This window comes from Affinirhizobium lemnae, assembly GCF_022968395.1.
GTDB classification, from domain to species: Bacteria; Pseudomonadota; Alphaproteobacteria; order Rhizobiales; family Rhizobiaceae; genus Neorhizobium; species Neorhizobium lemnae.
Map to the genome: position 1 here is coordinate 33922 of NZ_JALJQZ010000021.1, position 23529 is coordinate 57450.

Genomic DNA, 23529 nt, shown 5'->3' on the forward strand with positions numbered 1-23529 from the left:
GTAAAGAGGGTGTCCCGCGAATATGTTGAATTAAATCGATCCAATACAGATTTAGCCAACAAGTTTGGTTTGACGCCGATTGACGCGCTCGTTCACCACATGCAGTCTGCCCTTCATATTTAACTTAGCAAGCGATTTTCAAGGCAGCATATAGTGGATCGGGCACTCGTTGGGCGTGCATTCTTGCGTTTTCTCCGCCCTAAAGACGCGACTCAAATCTGGGTGCACTTGGCCGATGCATCTCGGGGGAATAGCTCCTCGTTACAACCCCCAACGCGTCCGCCATCGAATGACCACTCCGAGCCGCTGGCTGCTGTTGAAAGCAAGGAACTGTGGTACCAGCGCATATGGGCCGAAGAGGTGTCTTTTGGACATGCTTTCCTGTTTCTGCCCGTCGCTCTGGGCACCGGTGCGGCAATCTGGTTTGCACTTCCGTTTGCACCTCCCCTGGCCCATCTCTGGTTAGCCAGCCTTTTTCTTGCTGCGGCATGTCTGTTGGGGCGAGCGGGCTATCAAAAGCTGTCACTTGCTGCTGCCATTCCCGGTCTCCTGGCAGGGGGGATGCTGCTTGCCAGATTTGAATCCGACAGGCTTGCGACAATCATTCTCGATAGCCCAGTCACGACGACTGTGACCGGAGTCGTCGAGCGTCGCGAAGCTGTCGGCGACCAGCGTTGGCGTTACGTCCTTAACATCCTTGAGACCTCTGGACCGAAACTGAAGCGCGCGCCTGAACGTGTGACGCTCATCGTGCGCGGCAAGACAGACCCTTTGCAGACGGGCTCTGTCGTGCGTGGACGCGCGCGATTGACGCCGCCGTCAGGGCCGGCGCTTCCCGGTTTGAGCGATTTCAGCTTTCCGGCCTATTTCGACGGCATTGGTGCAACGGGCTTTTTCTACGGCAGCCCCGAGATACTGGGTGCTCAGGAAGCAAAAGGGATTTGGCAACAGGCCGTGCAGTTTGCCTTCGCATTGCGCAGCTATGTCGGTGATCGTATTCGGCAACTCAATCCCGGCGATGAGGGCGCATTTGCGGCTGCCATCGTAACGGATGAACGACGGGCGATTTCGCCACAGGTCGTGGAGGCTCTGAGGTCATCTGGCCTAGCCCACATCGTTGCCATATCCGGCCTGAACATGGCGCTTGCTGCTGGAATCTTTTTTGTCGGCCTACGAACTGTGCTCGTTATGCTAACCGGCGTTTCAGCGCGCGTACCTGTCAAGAAGGTCAGCGCATTCGGTGCGCTTCTGATGGTGACGGCCTATTATTGTATATCCGGCTTCGGCGTATCAGCTGAGCGGGCATACATCATGATGGCGATTTTGCTGTTGGCCATTCTCTTCAACCGCCCTTCGTTGAGTATGCACAACATCGCCCTGGCGGCGTTGGTGATCATTGTTCTTCACCCATCCAGCGTCATGGGCGCCAGCTTCCAGATGTCGTTTGCTGCGACTGCTGCTCTGCTTGCCTGCTATCGCATCTGGGCTGATCGCGCGCATGAGTCTGATCAGGCGCTCGTTTCCGGCTTTTCCGTTCGTAGCCTTATGTCCGGCGTCTCTCGGGTTCTGGCTGGGACTTTGATGACATCCCTGATCGGAGGATTGGCAACTGCGGCCTTTTCCATTGCGCATTTCAATCAGCTGACTGCCTATGGCCTCGCTGCCAATCTTGCGACCATGCCCATCATCTCCCTCATTGTCATGCCTTCGGGACTCATTGGCATGCTTCTGATGCCCTTCGGGCTCGATCAACCGTTCTTCATGATCATGTCTCTTGGCTTGAAGCTGGTAATCGCGGTCGCGCTGGAGGTGGCCTCTTGGGGTGGAAATATAGAAACGGGGCGTGCCGCAAGCTGGCTATTGCCTGTTGCCACCGCCGGTCTCGTCCTCTTCTCGCTCTTGCGGACACGACTGCGATGGTTGGGTCTCCTCATTCTTGTGGCTTCAGTTTGTGTCAACGGACTAATGGATCCGTCCAGACCCGATCTCATAGTTGCAGAGGATGGAAGAATGGCGGCGCTCTTGAGTGGGACGTCGGCATCCGTCACGACGGAAAGACCATCCGAGTTCGTATTCAAACAATGGAAGAACGCGCTAGGCCTTGAGGAGGTCGTGATGCCGATCGTGACGAGGGTAGATATGGGGAAGCGCGAGGCGGCACCAGAGTCAAATCGGACAGTATCAGGAACGGTTTTAGGCAAGACGCCGCGTCATGCATTAACGAGCAAAGAGATCGCGCTCATCGACCAAGCATTGGCAATAGACCAGTTACCGCCGCTTCAAAGGCCGCGTTTCTCTTGCGTCAAAAATCTGATTTGCATGGGGCGTAGCCCATCAGGTGCCAGAATCGCGATCGTGGGTGATACACGGCTTACAGGATACGCGTGCGACAGGTCAGACCTCGTCATCGTATCCGGCTCGCCGTTTACTCTATGTCGCTCCGGTGCGCTTTTCCTGACGGTGGCAAAGCTGAAGCAGACAGGCTCGATCGAAGTATGGTTTAACGGTCAGCCTCATCCTTCTTCCTGGACACTGAAGTCCGCACTTCAGAGCAACGAAAGACCTTGGCAGTTGCACCGTCTTTACGACTGGCGAACCAACACATTCCAGCCGTTAGACGACGAGACTATCCGTCGACTTCGGGTTCAGTGATAGCGCCGAATGAGGCCTACCAGCTTGCCCTGTACCTTGACGCGGTCTGGCGGGAAGATGCGCGTTTCGTAAGCGGGGTTCGCAGCTTCGAGCGCAATCGATGCGCCTTTGCGGCGGAAACGTTTCAACGTCGCCTCCTCGTCGTCCACAAGTGCTACGACAATATCGCCGGGGCTGGCTGTATTGCCGTTCCGAATGATCACCGTGTCCCCATCCAGAATACCGGCCTCGATCATCGAATCACCTTTGACCTCAAGCGCGTAGTGTTCTCCGGGCCCAAGCATTTCCAAAGGAACGCTGATGGAATGGGTATTGTTCTGAATAGCAGAAATAGGGACACCGGCTGCAATACGCCCCATAACAGGAACCGATGCGGACTGGCTATCTTCGTCCGAGGCCTTCGACTGCACTGGAGCAGGCGGAGGCGGCTGAACTTTGCCGAGCGATCCTTCGATGACACTTGGCGAAAAGCCACGTTTCGGTATTGCAGGTGTCACACCGAAGGGCTCCGGCAACTTGATAACCTCTAGCGCCCGCGCACGATTTGGTAGCCGACGGATGAAGCCTCTCTCTTCAAGTGCAGTAATCAAGCGGTGAATCCCAGACTTGGATGCCAGATCCAGCGCATCCTTCATCTCGTCAAACGACGGAGGCACGCCCGCCTCCTTCATCCGTGCATGAATGAAAAGAAGCAATTCGTGCTGTTTGCGTGTTAACATACATCGTCATCCTTTTGGAAACAAATCCAGAACAGACACTATCTGTTCCATATGTGTTCCGCAAGTAGCATCGGGCTTCGGTCTTGGATATGGAGGCGCGAGAAATAATCTGGAATAGCGCCGGTCTTTATTCTGGAATGAAAACTGCTCTGTTTCGTTGATTTTTCAGCGTTTTTTAGGAGGAAAACGGGGTTCCCAATGCGCCAATTGGCCAACTCGTTTTACGATATTCCAGCGGAAACATTAAATAACTGATTTCTATGGATTTATTGAGGACATCAAGTCGTTGTCAGTGAGATACTGTGAGAGATTGAGGACCCTATTGCGGACCTTCCTTCTTACGTCGCTCGGCGCGGTTCTCTATTGCGTTGACAAAGTGGGGCAGATCAGTGCGGAAGGCCTTGCGCGCGTAGTCATTGAAGGACGCTTCGTCCATCTTTCCGCTATCCAGTAGGGCGCGTCTTTCGTGCCTTATTAGGGCCAGCGTGCGCAAGATTGACGCGCCTAAGCTCTTCCCGTGCTCGGAAAGTTCCTTTTCATCCATAAAGGCAAGTTCTTGGTCCGCAAACTGCCCTAAAACGGAAACGATTATACTCTCGCCCGCAATCTCAAAGTCTTTAATGCGAAGATCATCGAACTGAAACATCTCAACAAACTCATCCCCACTCAACGAAGGACGATCTTCGCCAAACAGAAAATAGTCAATTCGACGATTCGTTTCTTCAGATATTTGAAGAATTGCTTCTATCGGGATTGAGTTCCGCGAACGCCAAGACGAAACCGTTTTATTGGATACTCCAAGATGCGTAGCTAAGTGCGCGTCGGTGCCAATACCGGATGCTGATTTCATCCTCTCCAGAATTTCAGGCACTTTCAGGGACGCTGGCTCACTCATGAACATATCCATCTACGAAATGCGGACATAGCCGCTTGACATCTGCATTATGCGGACATACGGTCTGCATAATGCAGTTTTATCAGGGTGGACTTCGAAATGAAAGCCGAATCCAAGTCGCCATCTAAAGAGCTACTCGTACGTGTAAGGGCAGAATTTGTTCTTCAGAGCTCGTCTTTTAATGCTTGGTGCAGAGCGAACGGAATAGTTCGTCGCACTGCCGAACAGTCGCTTAGCGGGGAAATTCAAAGCGACAATGCCAAGCGGCTCGTCCAGATGATATTGAACGCAGTCGAGCGACAGGCGGCTTAAATGGCTGAGTGGCTGACGGCGGATGTGTTTGCTGATGTGGTGGGGATATCGTCTCGCAAGGCTCGTCGCGCTCTTTCGTTGTCCTACTCTGGACAAGTGTGGAGAGGCCACGCTCTTGAAGTCCGTACCTTCCACGGTCGCGGCGGTCGGTCTGGTATTCAGTATCAGGTCAAGGTTTCCAGCCTTCCGCCGCACCTTCAAGAGCGTTTGAAGGCCCTTCAAATGACCGATGAAGCCGTTTCAAGGCTTCGTCTTGGCGATGACGGCTCGGTTTGAAAGGGCATGGAAGTACGACATTATCAAAGTCGCTCTGGACCATCCGAAGGGCAGCGGTGAACGCAAGGCTGAAATCGACAGGCTTCACGGTACGCAGCGTCTCGACTGGACCGGACATTACCGGACGTTGACCCGCTCCACCCTTTATAGCTGGATCGAGACATACGAACTGGAGGGCATCCACGGCCTTGCGCAGAAGGTGCGCCGGGACAAGGGAAACCGCAGAGTTTACATCAGCCTTGCGTGGATGAGTGCGGTTCCGTTCGATGATGCGACGATGGCGACGATCCACCGAGATATCAAGCAGCATGTTCGGGGTCTGATCAAGGGTGGCGGTCAATTCAAGCAGACCCGCGTTCTGACAGCGGAGAAGCTCAAAGAAATCAGCGCCGCCTACGGCTTCACCTGCCAAGACGAGCGCGTGTTCGCGATCCCGCAGGCATTCGTCCAGGAAGAGCACCATTTTAAGGCGGTGTATCGCCATAAGGCAGATCGGAAGGCCAGCGAAGACAACAAGCCGCGCATCCGGCGAACCTCCGCCGACCGCATGCCCATGGAGATTGTCGTCATGGACGTTCACCATCTGAACATTCATGTCCGCCGCGATGACGGGACCTATTCCACACCAAAACTGATCGCTTTCCATGACATAGCGACGAACCGGGTATTCTGCGAGCTGATCCAGTTCGACAACCGAGGCGGCGTCCGCAATGCAGATATCATCACTGCCTTCGTCAATATGTGCCAGCATCCGGCCTTTGGCGTCCCGCAGTTCCTCTATGTCGACAACGGTTCGGAATACCGCTTCGCTGACGATCTCGAAGACGCCTTGCGCCTTGGGGCAACTATTGGAACGTTTGATGGCAGGGAAGAGCGTAATCGCATCATCCGTGCGAAGGCCTACAATGCGGCGGCGAAACATGTCGAAGGCTGGTTTCGCCAGTTCAACCAGCAGCATGCACGGCATATCAAGGGCTGGCGTGATGACGATCCAATGAACCCGAAACGCCCTCAGCTTGGCAGGCTCCACGATCCATATCCGCATGGCTTCGATGCGTTTTGCGCAGAATTTTTCAGTCATCTGACGGCATATGAGCACATGCCGCAAAAAGGGCAGCTAAAAACCTCACCTGCGCTCGCATTCATGGCGCATGTAAACAATGGTTGGAAGGCGACAGTTTTGAACTCCGATCAGCTTCTGACAGTATTCACGAAGCCGGAACCACGCCTTGTCGAGAAACATGGCATCAGCATTCGCAATGTTCCTTGGACATGCGATGGTTTGCTTGAATTCTTCGGGCGCAAGGTGATCGCTCACGTACCGAAATATCACGGCTTTGCCGAACTGCTCATCACAGATGAGCACGGCAACGAAATAGGTATCGCCGTCGCTGATCAGGTCTTCGACGTACTGGATGAACGTGGCGCGAAGGAGAGCGCTCGCAGGAACGTGGTTCGCAACAAGGCTATTGCCAAGCTCGGCAAGTCGGTTCCGGACATTGATGTAGGCGCGGAACTGATCGCCTTCGGCCAAAAGCACTTGCCTGTCATTCCGAATGAGCCGGATGGGACAATTTCTGTCACCCGACCCGGATCTCAGCGGCGGGCAATTCCGCCCGTCGCCGTTGAGATTAATGCTCGCCAGAAGCGGGATGAAGAGCTTCGGCAACAGAACAGCGAAATGTCCGCAATTCTCGCACAAATGCGTCTAACTGGAAGAGGCATATAATGATCCGCCCTGACCACTTTCCAAAGTCCATCGTAGAGACGGAAACCATACGCATGGTCCGCGAAGCCGCCCTGTTAAGTCTTGAGTTGCATCGGCCCGTTCGCCTAATCGGTCCGCCAGGTACGGGTAAAAGCTGTGCTCTGTGGCAGGTAGCTAACGAAATGGGAGGTAGCTATTGCGAAATCACCGCCGGAACTAAAAAGACAAAATCGATGCTTGAATTGCTCCTATTCAGCATCGGTGTAAAGAGCGGAAAGAATTACGCCAGCGATATTGAAGAACTTGTCTATTATCATTTTCGAGGAAATGATGAGTTTATTGACGGAGAATGGCGAACTCTCCCGCGTCTACTTGTGGTCGATGAGGTGCAAACTCTGGAGGTGACCGCGTTCCGAGAACTGCTTCGGGTTCAGGAGCGGTGTTCAATTGGACTGGTTTTGGCTGGTAACAAAGAACGGCTCGCTGGCGGCAAGAACGATGCGGATACGCTTGAGCAGATCAATAGCCGAATATTGCCGCCTTGGCATTTGCCCGGGCCGACCAAGCGTGATTGTGAACTGATCGGCTCAACTTTCAATGTCGAGGGAACGGATGCTTACTCTGTTCTTACCGCCTACGGAACGGCGACCAATTTTCGCGCACTCGTTCATCTTCTCGAATTTGCACAACGTCTTACTGCTGGAGCAGTAGGCATCCGGCGTGAGCATTTGGAGAAAGGTTTGAAGTTTTTCAAACCCAAATCCGAAATCCTAAAATTGCTTTAGCCCGAAGCGGCCTGATCACCGCTTTCTAAAAGTTCACATCATCTGAAACCTGAAGCTTCGCACCTTTGTGCGGCGTAGGCGAAGCTTTGCCAAAACGGAGAAGACTGAAATGACGATAACCCGCACTCAAACTTACAATGGAAAAGGTGATCTTTTTGACGGTCTGGAGAACTCGATTAGCGCGATCAAAGCAGCAGCAGCGTTGATTGAAATTGCGCTCCGGCGAGAAGAATCGCTGAAGCAGGAGGCGCATGGCGTCTGGTGCTTGATTAAATCCCAGTGCGATGATGCCGAATTCTTCACCAGCGCGCTCACAGATGAGATGAGGAATATCGAGCGGAGTAAGCTTTCAATCCGTGATCCAAAGGAGATCGCAGCTATGACGGCGCTGCCAACTCATATCGTATGTTCGGTTGTCCACGCGGCAACCGGCGTGTTGTTGGGTTCCTGCGCACCGGAGTGGAGAAAGCAAGATGCCTGATATCGCCTTGTCTGCCACCATCACCAAAAAGCAGATCGCACTTCTTCACGTTGCCAAGCGCGATCTCAATCTTGATGACGATACGTACCGGGCGATTCTTGCCCGGTACGGAAAGGTGGAAACAGCCGCCGAACTAGACTTGGTCGGCTTCAACCATGTCATGCGGTACATGACGGCATGTGGCTTCCGTTCAACCTGGACGAAGCGAACCTATGGCTATCGGCCCACTATGGCAACGCCGCCTCAGATTGATCTCATTCGCTCACTCTGGGTTAAATGGCGCGGCGCCGATGACCCCGATGATGCAGAACTTAACAAGTGGCTTGGGCGCTTCCACAAGGTCGGGGCATTGCGGTTCGTTGACAACAAAAAGGCGGCGAAAGTGATTTCGGCACTCAAGGCGATGCTCGCTCGCCAGCAGGATCGAATTTGAAGGCGTTTTGAAGGCCGTGGAAGGCGGATGGCGGGATTTCCGCACACAGTAACATCCTGTGTATTCGTCGCGTTCCACGGCCTTCAGGTGGATGTTTCGACTCCACAAAGATTTTCACTTCTGCGAACTTGCTAGGATGCGCTATCTGAAACTCATCCTTGAATTCGCTTTTCGGCGCTCGCTGATGCGCATCGACATTTATGCCGCCGTTTTAACGGCTATTGGGCCTGCATTGTTTTTCGCGGCTGGCCTTACTATCCCTCCCGATTTGACAGTCTATATCTCGCTTGTGGTCGCGGCCATGGTTGTGGCGACCTTGATCCTGCGAGTTATTTCTGCGCCCTATTTTATCTGGAAGGCGGATCAAGCGGAGATTTTGCGCCTGAACGAAGAACTGGCATCTCCGCAACGGCATGCGCGAAAGGCGTTAATGGAGCAATTCGCGACAGAGAAATTTCAGCTTCTTCGACAACTCATGCGCATAAAAGGCGATATGCGCGCATACAATGATGCGGCGCAGATTGGCGAGCAGACTGCAAAAAGCCTCTATCCCTTCGCACAGCCATTCCTTTTAGACACCAAATTCAAACGTTACTGGTTTACGTTCGAGAAAAACATGAAGGCTCTCTCAGCGCTTCATGCTTGGCGCAAGGCGAATAGCCCTCTCGAACGCGAAAATGAGGCTCGCCTCCTCAAACGCTTCGGTTTTCACCACATGCTCGCAATCGGAGCGGTAGACGCGATGATGCTCCATCTCGCTTCTGAGAAGGAAGGGGCAAAAGCAGCTCACGACAAGGCACTAGTCGACGCTGAAGAGTGGTGTTCGCCTGTAGATTTCACATTCGCGCTCCCGGCTGCCGCGAATTGGGATGAAATCAATTTTTATCATAGCGATGAAGAGCCGATAGCCCATCCCAGCATGGGCCACACAAAGATATAGGGTAGGGTAAAGGTTGCTTTACCTGGCCTAAAAGTCGCGTTACTTTGGGTTGCGTGGCAGCGAAGTCCGTTGTCCTAGATGACCATTGGTGGGAGCCGGGTAAAGGCCCGGATGCGGTCCCGCCCTGCCACGCGCTCACTGTCAAAACTTGCCAAGGCTGACACCTGTCAGGGACTGCCATTTGTCAGCCCACTGCTATTCGTTTTGTTGCGGCAAACACGGTGTGCTCGGCACTGCTTGCCTGAATGCAGTGTGGTGAGCATATGGTCAAAGATCAATTTTTCGAAGTCTGCTTATCCTTGCTGTTGGTTATTCCACCAACCGCACGAGCATCCGCTCGCAAGATCGGTAGCTTTTGATGTCGATCGTTTCGCGGAAGACCGCTGATAAGAAGCGACCTCTTGTATCGTTTGTTGGCGATAAAGACGATGATCGTCGGTTCACGGTTTTCAACCAAATCAGAGAGACACTTGGCGACGATGAAGCCTTGGAGTTGGCAAGTATATGCGGTGGCGAACGTCTGCGATTGCCATCCCTCAGTAGCTTGAAACCTCATCACCCCTTGGCCGTGAGGATCGGTTTCGATCTTGCGCATAGAATTTGCGAGGCGGTCGCACCATTCAAGGGAACCACAGGATACTTTTATGTCCCCAGATTGGACCGCTTACGAATACGGCGGCTTCTTGAAGAGGACGGAGTTTCTGTACGCGAAATTTCGCAACGGACTGGTGTCTGTATGCGTACCGTTCATCGTGAAAAGGCTCGGATGCTCAATTCTGGCTTCGCGGTAGGCCACCCTAAACAACCACGGAAACTGGATCAACTGCCAGAGTGGACCAAAGGCGAGAGGATAGTTCGCCGCTTGCTCCTGCAAGGTCATAGTCCTTCGCAAATTCGCGACATTCTCAAAGTGCCCGGAACGGTCGTGCTGACAATCCGGGCGGAACTCCTCAAACAAGGTAAAATCTGATGCTGATCAGCAAGGAAAATCTCGATCTCGTCTTTAAAGGCTTCAAAACGATCTATACAGAGAGCTTTGACGCCACTCAGAGCTACAAAGACACTCTGGCGATGACGGTAAACAGCAACACCAGCGAAGAGCAATATGGCTGGCTCGGGCAGTTCCCTGACCTTCGCGAATGGGTTGGCGACCGTCAAATCAAGGAACTGGCAGCCCACGGCTTCAGCATCAAGAACAAGAAGTTCGAAAGCACCGTGAAGGTGAAGCGCGACGATATCTCTGATGACAAGGTCGGCATTTATAAGCCGATGGTGCAGGAGATGGGCCGTGTTACGAAAATCCACCCGGATAAGCAGCTATTCTCCCTTCTGTCTTCCGGCTTCTCGACTTTGTGTTTCGATGGTCAGAACTTCTTCGACACAGACCATCCTTATGCCCGAACCGAAATGGTGACCGAGTCGGTTTCCAACATGCAGGCCGGGACGGAACCGGCTTGGTTCCTGCTTGATCTGTCCAAGGCAATGAAGCCGATGATCTGGCAAGAGCGTGAAAAGTACGAGTTCCAATCGCTCACAGACCCGCATGATTCTCGCGTGTTCATGACCGATGACTACGTCTACGGCATCCGCGCCCGCGTGAACTGTGGCTTTGGCCTGTGGCAGCTCGCGTTTGGTTCAAAGGGCGAATTGTCGGCGGCAAACTATGCTGTTGCACGTCAGGCAATGGCAGCATTTGCCGGGGATCGCGGCCAGAAGCTCGGGATCACGCCTACGCACCTGGTCGTACCTGCAACGCTGGAAGCGAGGGCGCGAACTCTGCTGCTTTCCGATCAGATCGAAGGTTCTTCCAATATCTGGAAGGGAACCGCTGACCTGATCGTTACGCCCTGGCTGAGTTAAGGAGCACGTCCATGCAGGTTTTCAGTGGAGTTGCCACCCTGTCTATTCAACCCACCAGCGGCACCGCGCCATTGTGGATTAAGCTTGTTCCACGAGGCAAGTTTGATGGCAGGGACGGTCGAGCATTTGACGCCTCCCCCGAAACTCTTGTCGAGCGGTTCAAGTCTGACGGTATCCCTATTCCAGTGGACGTGGACCATGCCACGGTGAAGAAGGCGGCGGTCGGTGATCCGGCTCCTGCCGTTGGCTGGATCGAAGAGCTTGAGGCTCGCGATGATGGTCTTTGGGGGCGTGTTAGCTGGCTACCTGAAGGTGAAAGGATATTGGCGGAAAAGACGCACCGCTTCATCTCGCCCGCTCTTTCTCTGGACAAGGTCACCGGCAAAGCCATCTGGCTACACTCTGCATCCTTGGTGGCCGCACCTGCCGTCGCGATGGCCGTATTGGCGTCGGCTGATACCAGCCATAAGGAGCCGCTCACAGTGTTCGAGAGCAAGATAGCCGCCGCTCTGGGATTGAACCTTGACGCGACTACGGAGGAGATTGCTTCCAAGGTCGCCACGCTTACCGCGAAAGCGGATGGCACTGAGGCCATCATAACCGGCCTTCAAGGCGTCATGAAAACCCTTTCAACAGAGGTTATAACGGCGCGAAACAGCCGCGTAGAGGCCAAGGTTGAACAGGCGATCAAGCTCGGCACGGTAACGCCAGCATTGAAAGACTTTTGTATCACCATCGCAAATTCCAGCGCGTCGCTCTTCGACGAGTTTTGCACAAAGATGGGAACGCCATTCGCCTACCTTTCGCAGCCTGCAATCACTCGCGAGATGGAAGCTGCTGCAAAAGGCTTCACGGCTGCGAAGCCAGAAACATTAAACACTGATGCGCATCGACTAGCGGCACAGCTTGGACTCGATCCGAAAGCCCTGCTTTAGCTATCAAGCACAAAGGATGCTCGCCCATTTTCTACCCACCACGGATGTACTGGGGGTAGGATTCTCGAAGCTTCGCAAATCCCCGTTGACGAGGCTTCGAAACCGGCTTGAACGTGAGCCAACATATTCCCGGCGAAGCTCGCCGCCGCTGCTTCGTCGGGGATATATCACTTAGGGAAGGATTACTGGTATGGCACACGATCTGGAAAAATGCGAACAGTGTGGCAAACTCGCTGTATCTGGTGAAACAGTCACGATTTCTGTTAGCGAGTACGAGCGCCTGACAAGAGCCGCCGCGGTGCAGCGCATTAGTTCGTATCGTGCAGTATCTCGCTCAGGAATCGGCCTTAATCCACCATTGGCAGAGTTCATTCTGGAGCGGGCGAAAACGATGACGATGGCGAAACTGCATGAGGCGTGCGTGGAGCGTTTCGGTGCCGATGCGCCATCAGCTTCATCCATTTTCCGTTTTGTCCAAAAAATGAGAGGACCGTTACATCCGTGATTTCGGCTGCCTTCGTGGGATATTGAAATGAAGCGGATAAGCTTGAACAATCCTGCAAAATATCGGTCTAATTCCAGCAGAAAGCCCGGAATTCCAGATTAGTGGTTACATACACATCATACAAATAATGTTCCTTTGACGGAAAATTCTGTCTCTGAGCCAGGAAAATCAATGTTTGCTGAAATCGATCATCTCGTCTTGCCTGTCGAATCGCTTCGAGTGGCACGTGCGCGACTGCTTCAACTGGGATTCCAGGTCGAGGCTGAAGCAAAACATCCTTTTGGAACCTCGAATGCCTGCGTTTTCTTTTCTGACGGAACGTATCTGGAGCCTCTTGCCGTTTCGGATGAAGCGGAGGCTGCTGCAGCAATAGCTGCGCAAAACACGTTTGTCGCCAGGGACCGGCGCTTTCGCCTTAGCAGCGGAGGCGAGGGACTTTCTGCCATCGTTCTCAAATCGAAGGATGCCGAACGTGACCATGCTTACTTTCTAGAACATGGAATCGGCGGCGGTCCACGACTTGATTTCTCACGCGAAGTTATTGGGGGAGATGGTTTAGTAAGGACGGCGGCTTTTCGTCTCGCATTTGCAGATTTGGGTTCAGAGCATTTCTTCGGTTTCGTTTGTGAACGATTGAACGCGTCGGCCTTGCCTTCGGGACTTGGGACGGCGCATCCAAATGGGGTTCAGGGGGTGTCGCGTCTGCTGACGTCGGGCTGCACCAATCAACAATCAATGTATGTTCTTGGTCGTTTTTTCGGAACAGAACCCGTTGCAACCGGCAGTGTATTCTCATTTGTGTTGAAAAACGCGAGCATAATCTTGCGGCCCGCCGAACCGGAGTCTGGCATCACGGCAGACGCAATCATATTCCATGTTGCAGATCTTGAATTAACTGCCAGTCTTTTTGATCGTGCTGCGGCAGCCTATCAGCGTGATGGCCGGAGACTGATTGTGTTGCCAGCCGTCGGCCAGGGCGCCACATTAGTATTTGAAGAGAAGGAGAAATAATGAATTCGAGGGGCTGCTTGACGCGACTGGAAGTAATGACCGTTTTGTTTTGTATCATCTTCGGCAGCCAGGCTCATGCCGATGCCACCCCAAAATGGCCTGACACGCCTGTAATGCGGCTTCAGGCGCTGGCCGTCTTGCAAACGTTGAACTCGGAACTCCTCAGTAACGATAGCGCCACCTTGACCCTTGACCGCTGGTGCGAAAAACACGGGCTTGCGCAGGGGCAGAAGGTGCGTGCCGAACGCGATAAATCGACAGAAAAGCCTGTTACTGCGGAGATACGCTCAATTCTTAAGGTAAATAAGAGCGAGCCGGTCGCCTATCGCCGCGTTCGTCTCGTCTGTGGCGAACGCATCCTTTCGGAAGCAGATAACTGGTATGTTCCATCACGGCTTACCGAAGATATGAACAAAGCCCTGAACGGTTCCGACGCGCCCTTTGGCCGGGTTGTACAGCCGCTGAAATTTCAGCGGCACACAGTTGCAGCCGAGCTTCTTTGGCAGCCGCTTCCTGAGAGGTGGGAAATGGGCATTGCGATCCCAACGTCAGGGGGCGCCTCGCTTGAAATACCTTCCCACGTTCTCCGTCACAAAGCCTTCCTGACAACTGCCGACGGGATTCCGTTCAGCACAGTCGTAGAGAATTACACAGCCGAGGTGCTTGCATTTAAACCGCAGCCATTTAGTCCTGCACCGTGATGACAGTCAACGCGGCGGCTGCTATTGCCGCCGCAGTTGCCCATGCGGCTTGATTTGACAGGTTAGGAAGAAACATGAGCGTGGTTGCCAATTCCATTGTTTCCGTTGGTGAGGGGGCAGCGGCTGTCAGTTTTTCAAATTCTGGCCAGCTTTCTTTGATCTGCGGTCCGTGTCAGATGGAGAGTCGCGACCACGCCTTCATGATGGCAGGTTTGATCAAGGAGATCGCTGACAAGCTGGGTATCGGGCTCGTCTACAAGAGCTCCTTCGACAAGGCTAATCGTACGTCACTTTCCGGCAAGCGAGGTATCGGATTGGAGAAAGCGTTGGAGGTCTTCAGCGACCTCAAGAAAGAATTCGGTTTTCCGGTCCTGACCGATATCCATACCGAAGAGCAGTGTGCAGAGGTCGCGCCGGTCGTTGATGTTCTGCAGATTCCTGCTTTTCTGTGCAGGCAGACTGATCTTCTCGTTGCTGCAGCCAAGACAGGTCGGGCGATCAATGTGAAGAAAGGGCAGTTCCTGGCCCCTTGGGACATGAAAAACGTGCAGGCCAAGTTCACGGAGAGCGGTAATCCGAACGTCATGCTGTGCGAACGCGGCGCATCGTTTGGCTATAACACGCTTGTATCCGACATGCGTTCATTGCCCATCATGGCCGCCATGGGCTCGCCGGTCATCTTCGATGCAACCCACTCCGTCCAGCAGCCGGGCGGGCAGGGCGGTTCTAGCGGCGGACAGCGCGAATTCGTCGAGACACTGGCGCGCGCCGCTGTGGCCGTCGGTGTTGCCGGCGTTTTCATCGAAAGCCATCAGGATCCCGACAATGCACCTTCTGACGGGCCGAACATGGTCAAGCTTCAGGACCTTCCGCGTTTGCTGGAGACATTGATGGCCTTCGATGCCGTAGCCAAGCGTTCTGCCTAGTGGCGCCCCATGGCAGCTTGAAGATCGAGCTGTCATACGCGTGCCATTGTATTTTCCGCCTTGTTGGGTAAGACAGGCACATACTTTCACCGCACAGCACAGGATGAGCTTATGACAGCTATTACGGACATTATCGCGCGCGAAATTCTCGACAGCCGTGGCAACCCGACCGTTGAAGTTGATGTCCACCTCGAAGATGGCAGCATGGGCCGTGCGGCTGTTCCCTCCGGCGCATCCACGGGTGCGCATGAAGCGGTCGAGCTTCGCGACGGTGGCAAGCGTTATCTCGGCAAGGGTGTCGAAAAGGCTGTCGAAGCCGTCAACGGCGAGATTTTCGATGCGGTTGGCGGTCACGACGCTGAAAACCAGATTCTAATCGATAACCTGATGCGCGAGCTCGACGGCACGCCGAACAAGTCTCGCCTCGGTGCGAATGCTATCCTCGGTGTGTCGCTTGCCGTTGCCAAGGCCGCCGCAGAAGCCTCTGGCCTGCCGCTCTTCCGTTATGTCGGTGGTCCGAACGCCCGCCTGCTGCCGGTTCCGATGATGAACATCATCAACGGCGGTGCGCATGCCGATAACCCGATCGATTTCCAGGAATTCATGATCATGCCGGTCGGTGCGGAAAACATCCGCGACGCCGTACGCATGGGCTCGGAAGTCTTCCACGTTCTCAAGAAGGAACTTGCGGCACAGGGCCATAACACCAACGTCGGCGATGAAGGTGGTTTCGCGCCCGGCCTCGAAAGTGCACCGGCGGCTCTCGATTTCATCATGAAGTCGATCGAAAAAGCTGGCTACAAGCCTGGCGAAGACATGTTCCTTGCGTTGGATTGCGCATCGACTGAATTCTTCAAGGATGGCAAGTATGTTTTGGAAGGTGAGGGCCGTACGCTCGAGCCGGAAGCCATGGCAGATTATCTTGCAGAGCTCGCTGGCAATTATCCGATCATTTCCATCGAAGACGGCATGGCCGAAGACGACTGGGCTGGCTGGAAGTCTCTGACCGACAAGATTGGATCCAAGGTCCAGCTCGTCGGCGACGATCTTTTCGTGACCAACTCTGCTCGCCTGCGTGATGGCATCAAGATGGGGGTCGCCAACTCCATCCTCGTGAAGGTCAACCAGATCGGTTCGCTCTCCGAAACGCTGGACGCTGTCGAGACGGCTCACAAGGCGCGCTATACGGCGGTCATGTCTCATCGTTCCGGTGAAACGGAAGACTCAACGATTGCCGATCTGGCGGTTGCGCTCAACTGCGGTCAGATCAAGACCGGTTCGCTGGCCCGTTCGGACCGGCTCGCCAAGTACAATCAGCTGATTCGTATCGAAGAAATGCTGGGTCCGCAGGCGGCCTACGCAGGTCGTTCGATCCTGCGCGCATAATTCTTTCTTCCGCTCGCGATTTCGAGGCGGCAACCCATTGCGGTTGCCGCCTTTTTTGTTGTCCGCGTCCAACCGACATTCATGGTCAACGATTGATTAAGTAAACTCTGGCAGTCTGCAAACCGTAATGCGTGTCAGGAAATCGATATGTGGACCAAGCATCATAAAGAACGAAAACTGGGGCGTTTGGTCCTTCCCGCTATTACCATCGCCTTCGTCTCCTATTTCAGTTATCATTCCATTCATGGTGATCTCGGACTGATCGCCACGGAGAAATTCGAGCGCACTCGGGTGGAGAGAGCCGTTGCGCTTGAAAAGCTGGTAGCAAAGCGGGAGGCTTTGGAACGGCAGGTTCGCCTGTTGAGCGACGGTTCGCTGGAAAAGGACATGCTGGACGAAATTGCGCGATACCAGCTCAATGTTTCTCGCAAAGACGAGATCACCGTTTTTCGCAGCTATTTCTGAATTAACCTAAAATTGGTTAAATCAACTTTTTCTTAGTGATTTCAGATAGTTGATTATCATGTGAGCCATGCATTTATGGCATTGCTGAGGCGTGAATTCTTCCCTATGGTACGCGCAACCAAACAAACGCGCAGGGAGGTTATGAATGGCGCCGAAGCAATCCGCGTCCGCACCCGTCCGTAAGGCGGCTGCGAAGCCTGCAAAGAAAGACTTCAACGGCGGCACGATCGCCGAATTCAACAAGAACGACGAGCTGAGCGCCTATCGCGAGATGCTGCTCATCCGCCGCTTTGAGGAAAAGGCCGGCCAGCTTTATGGCATGGGCTTCATCGGCGGGTTCTGTCACCTCTATATTGGCCAGGAAGCAGTCGTCATCGGCATGCAGATGGCGATGAAGGAAGGGGACCAGGTCATCACCGGTTACCGCGACCATGGTCACATGCTGGCAACCGGCATGACGGCACGCGGTGTCATGGCAGAGTTGACGGGGCGTCGGGGCGGCTATTCCAAGGGGAAGGGCGGCTCCATGCACATGTTCTCCAAGGAAAAGCATTTCTATGGCGGCCACGGCATCGTCGGTGCGCAGGTCTCTCTCGGTACAGGTCTTGGCTTTGCCAACAAGTATCGCGGCAATGACAACGTTTCGATCGCCTACTTCGGTGATGGCGCTGCCAACCAGGGTCAGGTCTATGAAAGCTTCAACATGGCCAACCTGTGGAAGCTGCCGGTCATCTACGTGATCGAGAACAACCGCTACGCCATGGGCACCTCGGTCGCGCGCGCTTCCGCGCAGACGGACTTCTCCCAGCGTGGAGCGTCCTTCGGTATTCCTGGTTATCAGGTCGATGGCATGGATGTTCGCGCCGTCAAGGCTGCGGCCGACGAGGCGATGGAGCATTGCCGCTCTGGCAAGGGCCCAATCATCCTTGAAATGCTGACATACCGCTACCGCGGCCACTCGATGTCGGACCCGGCGAAGTATCGTTCGAAGGACGAAGTCCAGAAGATGCGCTCCGAGCACGATCCGATCGAGCAGGTTCGTGCGCGCCTTCTCGAAAAGGGCTGGGCGACCGAAGATGAGCTGAAAGCGATCGACAAGGACGTCCGTGATATCGTCGCAGACAGCGCCGATTTCGCACAGAGCGATCCGGAGCCGGATGTATCCGAGCTCTACACCGACATTCTGCTCTAATCGGGGAGGGAACCCATGCCTATCAATATCCTTATGCCCGCCCTCTCTCCGACCATGGAAGAAGGCACTCTGTCGAAGTGGCTCAAGAACGAAGGTGACAAGGTCACCTCGGGTGATGTGATTGCCGAGATCGAGACCGACAAGGCGACCATGGAAGTGGAAGCCGTGGACGAGGGCGTTATCGGCAAGTTGCTGATTGCTGCCGGTACCGAGAACGTGAAAGTCAACACGCCAATCGCGATTCTGCTGCAAGACGGCGAAAGTGCCGATGCCGTGGCTGCTGCGCCGAAGGCTGATGCCGACACGCCTGCTGCAACCTCTGATGCATCGGGTGGCAAAGCGCGCGAAAGTGCGGATGAGCCTACCGCTGCTGCTGACAGCAAGGTTCCTGCCCAGCCGAAGGTTGATGTTGCGGCTGATCCGGATATCCCGGCTGGAACCGAAATGGTGTCGACCACCGTTCGCGAAGCTCTCCGCGATGCCATGGCAGAAGAAATGCGCCGGGATCCCGACGTATTCGTCATGGGCGAAGAGGTTGCCGAATATCAGGGTGCCTATAAGGTTACCCAGGGCCTGCTTCAGGAGTTCGGCGCAAACCGCGTCATCGATACTCCGATCACCGAGCATGGCTTTGCCGGCGTCGGCGTCGGCGCCGCAATGGCTGGTCTGAAGCCGATCGTTGAGTTCATGACATTCAACTTCGCCATGCAGGCGATTGACCAGATCATCAACTCCGCTGCGAAGACGCTCTATATGTCCGGTGGCCAGATGGGTGCGCCGATGGTGTTCCGCGGCCCTAACGGTGCTGCTGCCCGCGTCGCTGCCCAGCACAGCCAGGATTATGCCGCTTGGTATAGCCACATTCCGGGCCTTAAGGTCGTCGTTCCCTATACGGCTGCAGATGCGAAGGGTCTTTTGAAGGCCGCGATTCGTGACCCGAATCCAGTGATCTTCCTGGAAAACGAAATCCTGTACGGCCAGTCGTTCGACGTGCCGAAGCTCGATGATTTCGTCCTGCCGATCGGCAAGGCGCGCATTCATCGCAAGGGCAAGGATGTAACGCTGGTTTCCTGGGGCATCGGTATGACCTATGCGGTCAAGGCTGTTGCTGAACTGGAGAAGGCCGGTATCGATGTCGAATTGATCGATCTGCGGACCATTCGTCCAATGGATCTGCCGACCGTCATCGAATCCGTCAAGAAGACCGGTCGTCTCGTTACGATCGAGGAAGGCTTCCCGCAGTCGTCTGTCGGTGACTTCATTGCCAACTCGGTTCAGCGCGAAGCATTCGATTATCTCGATGCGCCGGTCCTGACGATTGCTGGCAAGGACGTGCCGATGCCTTACGCGGCCAACCTCGAAAAGCTCGCTCTGCCGAACGTCGGCGAAGTGGTTCAGGCCGTCAAAGCTGTTTGCTACAAGTAAGAGGAGGGTAGGCTCATGCCGATCAATATCACGATGCCTGCCCTCTCTCCCACCATGGAAGAGGGCAACCTCGCCAAGTGGCTTGTGAAGGAAGGCGACAAGATCAAGTCCGGCGATGTCATCGCGGAGATCGAAACCGATAAGGCAACCATGGAAGTGGAAGCCGTCGACGAGGGCGTGGTCGCCAAGATCGTCGTACCTGCTGGCACGGAAGGCGTGAAGGTCAATGCCCTGATCGCAATCCTTGCTGAGGAAGGCGAGGATGTTTCCGCCGCTGCATCTGGTAGCGCTTCTGCTGCTCCAGCTGCCAAGGCGGAAGCCGCACCTGCTCCGAAGGCCGAGGCGGCACCTGCTGCCGCTCCAGCGCCAAAGGCAGAGGCGGCATCAGCTCCTGCGTCTTCCGGCGATCGCGTATTCTCTTCCCCGCTAGCGCGTCGTCTGGCCAAAGAGGCTGGTCTCGATCTTTCCAAGGTTTCCGGATCGGGTCCCAAGGGCCGTGTCGTGAAGTCGGATGTCGAAAAGGCTGCCGCGGGTGGTTCTGCCAAGGCTGCGCCGGCTGCTGCTCCGGCACCCGCCGCAGCGCCTGCGCCGTCCAAGGGCGCTTCCGACGAAGCCGTGCTCAAGCTGTTCGAACAGGGCTCTTACGAACTCGTGCCGCATGACGGCATGCGCAAGACGATTGCCAAGCGCCTTCAGGAGTCGAAGCAGACGATCCCGCATTTCTACGTCTCAGTGGATTGCGAACTCGATTCTCTCCTCGCTCTGCGTGCACAGCTCAATGCTGCCGCACCTGAGAAGGATGGCAAGCCGGTCTACAAGCTCTCAGTCAACGACATGGTGATCAAGGCGCTTGCTCTGGCTCTGCGTGATGTGCCGGATGCAAACGTTTCCTGGACGGATAGCGCCATGGTCAAGCACAAGCACTCGGATGTTGGCGTTGCCGTTTCCATTCCGGGTGGTTTGATCACGCCGATCATTCGCAAGGCTGAAACCAAAAGCCTGTCAGCGATCTCGAACGAGATGAAGGACTATGGCAAGCGCGCCAAGGAGCGGAAGCTGAAGCCCGAGGAATATCAGGGTGGTACGACCGCGGTTTCCAATATGGGCATGATGGGCGTGAAGAACTTCGCCGCCGTCGTCAACCCACCGCATGCGACCATTCTGGCAGTTGGTGCCGGTGAAGAGCGTGTCGTCGTTAAAAAGGGCGAGATGAAGGTTGCAAACGTCATGACCGTGACGCTTTCAACCGACCACCGTGCGGTCGATGGAGCGCTGGGTGCCGAGTTACTCGGTGCGTTCAAGCGTTACATCGAGAACCCGATGGGCATGCTGGTATAAGACCAGAAAGGCGGCGGTATGAAATCCGTTCTCGCATTTGGCGATAGCCTGACATGGGGGTACGACCCGGTGAACCTGGGTCGTCACGCCTATGAGGATCGTTGGACGAGCGTATTGCAGAAATCGCTTGGACATGGTGTCCGGGTCATCGCTGAAGGCTTGAATGGCCGGACCACCGCCTATGACGATCATCTGGCCGACTGCGAGAGAAACGGGGCGAAGCTGCTGCCGAGCCTTCTCGAAACGCATAAGCCGGTAGATCTCGTGGTGATCATGCTTGGCACGAACGACATGAAGCGAGGCATTGCGGGCTCTGCCAATCTGGCAGCCAGCGGCATGAAGCGTCTCGTTGATCTTGTTCGCCATCATGTCTGGGGCTTCGATTATGACGCCCCGGATATTCTCTTGGTTTCGCCGCCGAAGACCTGCGAGACGGCGAATGCCCATTTTGCAGCCATGTTTCGTGGCTCACTCGATGAGTCGGCGATGCTGGCGACTTTGTATCGAGACCTGGCGGATGAGACGGGCTGCGGTTTTTTTGACGCAGGTTCGGTTGCTGTGACGACACCGCTGGATGGTATCCATCTGGATGCCGAGAATACGCGTGCTATCGGTCGGGCTATCGAGCCGGTCGTGCGTGTGATGCTTGGGCTGTGAGGTCCTTGAGAAGTTTGATCAGGGTCAAGGAGTAGGAATCCGCAGAAGGTAGCATGGGTATCGAAGTCACAAGACGGAGGTAATCATGACACATACGCCACATCAGCTTGCAGAAGAATTTCCGGAGCATCTGGGCAAGATGCGCCACCTGCGAGAGACAGACGGCCATTTTCACCGGATTTCGAAGGAATACGAAGAGGTCAATCATCGAATTCATCTGGGCGAGACAAACATCGAACCCTGCGATGATTTCCATATGGCGGATCTGCGGAAGCGCCGGATGACCCTGAAGGATGAAATAAGCGGGATGTTGACGCGGGCGGAGCCGCTGGCCTCAGAAGAGGCCTGATCCGGCTCTAACGCTTCCACTCCCGAGAGAACAACAAGGCAAGCCAGAAGCTTGCAGGAATTAGGTTCTGAAGGAGTGGAAGCACCCATGGCTCAATCCTATGACGTGATCATTATCGGCTCCGGCCCCGGCGGCTATGTAACGGCCATTCGATCTGCCCAACTCGGTTTGAAGACGGCGATCGTCGAGCGCGAACACCTGGGTGGTATCTGCCTGAACTGGGGCTGCATTCCGACGAAGGCGTTGCTGAGATCTGCTGAAATCCTCGATCACGCCAATCATGCAAAGTCCTATGGTTTGACGCTCAACGGCACCATGACGGCTGATGTCAAGGATGTGGTTGCACGTTCGCGAGGCGTTTCCGCCCGTCTGAACGGCGGCGTTGCGTTCCTGATGAAGAAGAACAAGATTGATGTAATCTGGGGTGAAGCGAAACTCACCAAGCCGGGCGAGATTGTCGTCGGTGCGCCGTCCAAGCCCGCCGTTCAGCCGCAGAATCCGGTTCCCAAGGGTGTCTTGGGTGAAGGTACGTACACCGCGAAGCATATTATTGTGGCGACCGGCGCCCGCCCGCGCGCACTGCCGGGTATCGAGCCGGATGGCAAGCTGATCTGGACCTATTTCGAAGCCATGAAGCCTGATTTCATGCCGAAGTCGATCGTTGTCATGGGGTCCGGCGCCATCGGTATCGAGTTTGCGTCTTTCTATCGTTCCATGGGCGTGGACGTCACCGTCGTCGAGCTGATGGCAAACATCATGCCGGTCGAGGATGTGGAAATTTCCACGTTTGCTCGCAAGCAGCTTGAGAAGCGCGGTCTGAAGATCATTACGGAAGCCAAGGTTTCCAAGGTCGAAAAGGGTGCCAATTCCATTACCGCTCATGTCGAGACCAAGGATGGCAAGGTTCAACAGATCACTGCAGATCGCCTGATTTCTGCGGTCGGTGTGCAGGGCAATATCGAGAATCTCGGCCTCGAAGCACTGGGCGTTAAAACCGATCGCGGCTGCATCGTGATTGATGGCTACGGCAAGACGAACATTCCGGGTCTCTATGCAATCGGCGATGTGGCCGGTCCTCCGATGCTGGCTCACAAGGCCGAGCATGAAGGTGTCATCTGCATCGAAAAGATCGCCGGTGTTCCGGGCGTTCATCCAATGGACAAGGCCAAGATTCCGGGCTGCACCTACTGTAACCCTCAAGTTGCTTCGGTTGGTCTCACAGAGGCCAAGGCGACGGAGCAGGGCCGCGATATTCGTGTTGGCCGTTATTCGTTTGCGGCAAACGGCAAGGCCATTGCTCTCGGCGAAGATCAGGGGATGATCAAGACCATTTTCGACAAGAAGACGGGCGAGCTTCTGGGCGCACATATGGTGGGTGCAGAAGTCACCGAGCTTATCCAGGGCTTCGTTGTCGCCATGAACCTGGAGACGACTGAAGAAGAGCTGATGCATACGATTTTCCCGCATCCGACACTCTCGGAAATGATGAAGGAAAGCGTTCTCGACGCCTATGGCAAAGTCCTGAATGCCTGATGCCAAATCGGCCTCGGGCGGCATTGTAACCGCGCGAGGCCAAGC

At 54.9% G+C, this 23529-nt stretch carries 24 protein-coding genes; 22 read left to right on the forward strand and 2 right to left on the reverse strand.

The annotated features are described in order from the left end of the window. The first annotated feature begins 360 nt into the window (after nt 1-360). Nucleotides 361-2652: a ComEC/Rec2 family competence protein gene (locus tag MUU53_RS13980; protein WP_247261438.1), complete on the forward strand. Its 2292-nt coding sequence runs from the start codon at nt 361-363 to the stop codon at nt 2650-2652. Here MUU53_RS13980 and lexA read toward each other — a convergent pair. Then, on the reverse strand, nt 2646-3371 hold the full coding sequence (gene lexA / locus MUU53_RS13985; RefSeq protein WP_247261439.1) for a transcriptional repressor LexA: 726 nt from the start codon (nt 3369-3371) through the stop codon (nt 2646-2648). The two genes, MUU53_RS13980 and lexA, sit on opposite strands and share 7 nt — an antisense overlap. Before the next feature lie 319 nt (nt 3372-3690). Next, the gene (locus tag MUU53_RS13990; protein WP_247261440.1) at nt 3691-4266 is read right to left on the reverse strand and encodes a helix-turn-helix domain-containing protein; all 576 of its coding nucleotides are present in this window, start codon (nt 4264-4266) and stop codon (nt 3691-3693) included. Nucleotides 4267-4578: 312 nt separating this feature from the next. Here MUU53_RS13990 and MUU53_RS13995 point away from each other — a divergent pair, with 312 nt between their 5' ends. The 21 genes from MUU53_RS13995 to lpdA all read left to right on the forward strand — a co-directional run bounded on the left by MUU53_RS13995 (nt 4579) and on the right by lpdA (nt 23484). Continuing rightward, nucleotides 4579-4854: a hypothetical protein gene (locus MUU53_RS13995; protein ID WP_247261441.1), complete on the forward strand. Its 276-nt coding sequence runs from the start codon at nt 4579-4581 to the stop codon at nt 4852-4854. Next, entirely contained in the window at nt 4838-6583 is a 1746-nt protein-coding gene (locus MUU53_RS14000) for a helix-turn-helix domain-containing protein (protein ID WP_247261442.1), read from the forward strand. Before MUU53_RS13995 ends, MUU53_RS14000 begins: the two co-directional genes overlap by 17 nt. Further along, nucleotides 6583-7347: an AAA family ATPase gene (locus tag MUU53_RS14005; RefSeq protein ID WP_247261443.1), complete on the forward strand. Its 765-nt coding sequence runs from the start codon at nt 6583-6585 to the stop codon at nt 7345-7347. Before MUU53_RS14000 ends, MUU53_RS14005 begins: the two co-directional genes overlap by 1 nt. Before the next feature lie 109 nt (nt 7348-7456). Continuing rightward, complete coding sequence (locus tag MUU53_RS14010; RefSeq protein WP_247261444.1) at nt 7457-7828, forward strand: hypothetical protein; 372 nt, start codon at nt 7457-7459, stop codon at nt 7826-7828. Next, nucleotides 7821-8261, forward strand: coding sequence for a regulatory protein GemA (locus MUU53_RS14015; RefSeq protein ID WP_247261445.1), 441 nt, complete (start codon nt 7821-7823; stop codon nt 8259-8261). Before MUU53_RS14010 ends, MUU53_RS14015 begins: the two co-directional genes overlap by 8 nt. 136 nt (nt 8262-8397) lie before the next feature. Continuing rightward, on the forward strand, nt 8398-9201 hold the full coding sequence (locus MUU53_RS14020) for a hypothetical protein (protein WP_247261446.1): 804 nt from the start codon (nt 8398-8400) through the stop codon (nt 9199-9201). 358 nt (nt 9202-9559) lie between these two features. Continuing rightward, on the forward strand, nt 9560-10171 hold the full coding sequence (locus MUU53_RS14025) for a helix-turn-helix domain-containing protein (protein ID WP_247261447.1): 612 nt from the start codon (nt 9560-9562) through the stop codon (nt 10169-10171). Further along, a complete protein-coding gene (locus tag MUU53_RS14030; RefSeq protein WP_247261448.1) occupies nt 10171-11061 on the forward strand; it encodes a Mu-like prophage major head subunit gpT family protein in 891 nt (296 codons plus the stop codon). The genes MUU53_RS14025 and MUU53_RS14030 overlap by 1 nt, the downstream gene beginning before the upstream one ends. Nucleotides 11062-11072: 11 nt before the next feature. Further along, entirely contained in the window at nt 11073-11996 is a 924-nt protein-coding gene (locus MUU53_RS14035) for a phage protease (protein ID WP_247261449.1), read from the forward strand. Nucleotides 11997-12186: 190 nt separating this feature from the next. Then, nucleotides 12187-12501: a hypothetical protein gene (locus MUU53_RS14040; protein WP_247261450.1), complete on the forward strand. Its 315-nt coding sequence runs from the start codon at nt 12187-12189 to the stop codon at nt 12499-12501. 171 nt (nt 12502-12672) lie between these two features. Then, nucleotides 12673-13512 carry a VOC family protein gene (locus MUU53_RS14045; protein ID WP_247261451.1) on the forward strand — a complete coding sequence of 280 codons (840 nt, stop codon included), beginning with the start codon at nt 12673-12675 and terminating at the stop codon, nt 13510-13512. 35 nt (nt 13513-13547) lie between these two features. Next, entirely contained in the window at nt 13548-14213 is a 666-nt protein-coding gene (locus MUU53_RS14050) for a hypothetical protein (protein ID WP_247261452.1), read from the forward strand. A gap of 74 nt (nt 14214-14287) precedes the next feature. Continuing rightward, a complete protein-coding gene (gene kdsA, locus MUU53_RS14055) occupies nt 14288-15139 on the forward strand; it encodes a 3-deoxy-8-phosphooctulonate synthase (protein WP_247261453.1) in 852 nt (283 codons plus the stop codon). Nucleotides 15140-15250: 111 nt separating this feature from the next. Continuing rightward, nucleotides 15251-16525 (forward strand): phosphopyruvate hydratase, encoded by a 1275-nt coding sequence (gene eno, locus MUU53_RS14060; RefSeq protein WP_247261454.1) that lies wholly within the window; start codon nt 15251-15253, stop codon nt 16523-16525. Between the two features lie 147 nt (nt 16526-16672). Beyond that, nucleotides 16673-16990 (forward strand): FtsB family cell division protein, encoded by a 318-nt coding sequence (locus MUU53_RS14065; protein ID WP_062554391.1) that lies wholly within the window; start codon nt 16673-16675, stop codon nt 16988-16990. Nucleotides 16991-17135: 145 nt separating this feature from the next. Next, nucleotides 17136-18182 (forward strand): pyruvate dehydrogenase (acetyl-transferring) E1 component subunit alpha, encoded by a 1047-nt coding sequence (gene pdhA / locus MUU53_RS14070; protein WP_165135863.1) that lies wholly within the window; start codon nt 17136-17138, stop codon nt 18180-18182. Between the two features lie 15 nt (nt 18183-18197). Then, nucleotides 18198-19607, forward strand: coding sequence for a pyruvate dehydrogenase complex E1 component subunit beta (locus MUU53_RS14075; RefSeq protein WP_247261455.1), 1410 nt, complete (start codon nt 18198-18200; stop codon nt 19605-19607). Nucleotides 19608-19622: 15 nt separating this feature from the next. Continuing rightward, on the forward strand, nt 19623-20945 hold the full coding sequence (locus tag MUU53_RS14080) for a pyruvate dehydrogenase complex dihydrolipoamide acetyltransferase (protein ID WP_247261456.1): 1323 nt from the start codon (nt 19623-19625) through the stop codon (nt 20943-20945). Between the two features lie 18 nt (nt 20946-20963). After that, nucleotides 20964-21602, forward strand: coding sequence for an SGNH/GDSL hydrolase family protein (locus MUU53_RS14085; RefSeq protein ID WP_247261457.1), 639 nt, complete (start codon nt 20964-20966; stop codon nt 21600-21602). A gap of 85 nt (nt 21603-21687) precedes the next feature. Beyond that, on the forward strand, nt 21688-21951 hold the full coding sequence (locus MUU53_RS14090) for an HP1242/YdcH family protein (RefSeq protein ID WP_247261458.1): 264 nt from the start codon (nt 21688-21690) through the stop codon (nt 21949-21951). 87 nt (nt 21952-22038) lie between these two features. Further along, the gene (gene lpdA / locus MUU53_RS14095; protein WP_247261459.1) at nt 22039-23484 is read left to right on the forward strand and encodes a dihydrolipoyl dehydrogenase; all 1446 of its coding nucleotides are present in this window, start codon (nt 22039-22041) and stop codon (nt 23482-23484) included. Nucleotides 23485-23529 lie beyond the last annotated feature (45 nt).

Bases quoted from the DNA above. Each gene is read 5' to 3' on its own strand.
- lexA (WP_247261439.1), bottom strand. From the start codon at position 3,371: ATGTTAACACGCAAACAGCACGAATTGCTTCTTTTCATTCATGCACGG.
- MUU53_RS13990 (WP_247261440.1), bottom strand. From the start codon at position 4,266: ATGAGTGAGCCAGCGTCCCTGAAAGTGCCTGAAATTCTGGAGAGGATG.
- MUU53_RS13995 (WP_247261441.1), top strand. From the start codon at position 4,579: ATGGCTGAGTGGCTGACGGCGGATGTGTTTGCTGATGTGGTGGGGATA.
- MUU53_RS14000 (WP_247261442.1), top strand. From the start codon at position 4,838: ATGACGGCTCGGTTTGAAAGGGCATGGAAGTACGACATTATCAAAGTC.
- MUU53_RS14005 (WP_247261443.1), top strand. From the start codon at position 6,583: ATGATCCGCCCTGACCACTTTCCAAAGTCCATCGTAGAGACGGAAACC.
- MUU53_RS14010 (WP_247261444.1), top strand. From the start codon at position 7,457: ATGACGATAACCCGCACTCAAACTTACAATGGAAAAGGTGATCTTTTT.
- MUU53_RS14015 (WP_247261445.1), top strand. From the start codon at position 7,821: ATGCCTGATATCGCCTTGTCTGCCACCATCACCAAAAAGCAGATCGCA.
- MUU53_RS14020 (WP_247261446.1), top strand. From the start codon at position 8,398: ATGCGCTATCTGAAACTCATCCTTGAATTCGCTTTTCGGCGCTCGCTG.
- MUU53_RS14025 (WP_247261447.1), top strand. From the start codon at position 9,560: ATGTCGATCGTTTCGCGGAAGACCGCTGATAAGAAGCGACCTCTTGTA.
- MUU53_RS14030 (WP_247261448.1), top strand. From the start codon at position 10,171: ATGCTGATCAGCAAGGAAAATCTCGATCTCGTCTTTAAAGGCTTCAAA.
- MUU53_RS14035 (WP_247261449.1), top strand. From the start codon at position 11,073: ATGCAGGTTTTCAGTGGAGTTGCCACCCTGTCTATTCAACCCACCAGC.
- MUU53_RS14040 (WP_247261450.1), top strand. From the start codon at position 12,187: ATGGCACACGATCTGGAAAAATGCGAACAGTGTGGCAAACTCGCTGTA.
- MUU53_RS14045 (WP_247261451.1), top strand. From the start codon at position 12,673: ATGTTTGCTGAAATCGATCATCTCGTCTTGCCTGTCGAATCGCTTCGA.
- MUU53_RS14050 (WP_247261452.1), top strand. From the start codon at position 13,548: ATGACCGTTTTGTTTTGTATCATCTTCGGCAGCCAGGCTCATGCCGAT.
- kdsA (WP_247261453.1), top strand. From the start codon at position 14,288: ATGAGCGTGGTTGCCAATTCCATTGTTTCCGTTGGTGAGGGGGCAGCG.
- eno (WP_247261454.1), top strand. From the start codon at position 15,251: ATGACAGCTATTACGGACATTATCGCGCGCGAAATTCTCGACAGCCGT.
- MUU53_RS14065 (WP_062554391.1), top strand. From the start codon at position 16,673: ATGTGGACCAAGCATCATAAAGAACGAAAACTGGGGCGTTTGGTCCTT.
- pdhA (WP_165135863.1), top strand. From the start codon at position 17,136: ATGGCGCCGAAGCAATCCGCGTCCGCACCCGTCCGTAAGGCGGCTGCG.
- MUU53_RS14075 (WP_247261455.1), top strand. From the start codon at position 18,198: ATGCCTATCAATATCCTTATGCCCGCCCTCTCTCCGACCATGGAAGAA.
- MUU53_RS14080 (WP_247261456.1), top strand. From the start codon at position 19,623: ATGCCGATCAATATCACGATGCCTGCCCTCTCTCCCACCATGGAAGAG.
- MUU53_RS14085 (WP_247261457.1), top strand. From the start codon at position 20,964: ATGAAATCCGTTCTCGCATTTGGCGATAGCCTGACATGGGGGTACGAC.
- MUU53_RS14090 (WP_247261458.1), top strand. From the start codon at position 21,688: ATGACACATACGCCACATCAGCTTGCAGAAGAATTTCCGGAGCATCTG.
- lpdA (WP_247261459.1), top strand. From the start codon at position 22,039: ATGGCTCAATCCTATGACGTGATCATTATCGGCTCCGGCCCCGGCGGC.